Source organism: Komagataeibacter swingsii, from assembly GCF_003207895.1.
Lineage (GTDB): Bacteria > Pseudomonadota > Alphaproteobacteria > Acetobacterales > Acetobacteraceae > Komagataeibacter > Komagataeibacter swingsii.
Genome location: NZ_NKUB01000099.1, coordinates 1 through 851, shown reverse-complemented (window position 1 = coordinate 851; position 851 = coordinate 1). Strand labels below are relative to the sequence as shown.

Genomic DNA, 851 nt, shown 5'->3' with positions numbered 1-851 from the left:
CTGTGCCACAGCCGGATGATGTTCATTCGTGCCTATCCGCGCGAGGCGCAGGAAATGGTGTTTGACGCGCATGACCGGGGCTTTGCGTTCTTCAGGGGTGCATGCCAGCGGGGCATTTACGATAATATGAAGACTGCGGTGGAAACGGTTTTTGTTGGCCGGGCGCGGGACTATAACCGGCGTTTTTTACAGATGTGCGCCCATTATCTGGTTGAACCACAGGCCTGCACGCCGGCGGCAGGATGGGAGAAAGGCCAGGTTGAAAGCCAGGTGAAATATGCGCGTGGACGCGTGTTCTCCCCGCGTCTGAAGTTCCGTGACTACGAGGAACTCAATGGATGGCTTGTGGATCGATGCATCCAGCTGGCCAGAACGCATGCCCATCCGGATGTCCCGGAGAAAACGGTGTGGGAGATGTTCCTGGCCGAGCGCGCGGCTCTGGTTCCTTATGCCGGTTCCTTTGACGGGTTCCATGCCCGCATGGCATCCGTCACGAAAACCTGCCTGGTCCGCTTTGACAACAACCGGTATTCCGTCTCCAGCAGCGCGGTTGGTCGCCCTGTGGAACTCAGGGCCTATGCCGGGCGCATCGAAATCCGGCAGGATGGCCGGACGGTTGGGGTCCATGCCCGCTCGTTCGAGCGGGACCGGACGGTTTATGATCCATGGCATTATATCGGGGTGCTGGAGCGCAAGCCGGGTGCCCTGCGCAATGGCGCTCCATTCCGGGACTGGATCCTGCCCGTCTCCATTGAACGGATCCGCAGGCGACTGGCTGACAGGCCAGGTGGCGACAGACAGGTCGTACGTCTTCTGGTTGCCGTGAACGAGCATGGCCTGACCTGCGTGGA

At 60.3% G+C, this 851-nt stretch carries 1 protein-coding gene; it reads left to right on the top strand.

Annotated features, from left to right (window positions below; genetic code table 11):
* Window positions 1-851: Mu transposase domain-containing protein (locus tag CFR76_RS17510; protein WP_146222732.1), on the top strand; the 851-nt coding region annotated here is incomplete at both ends.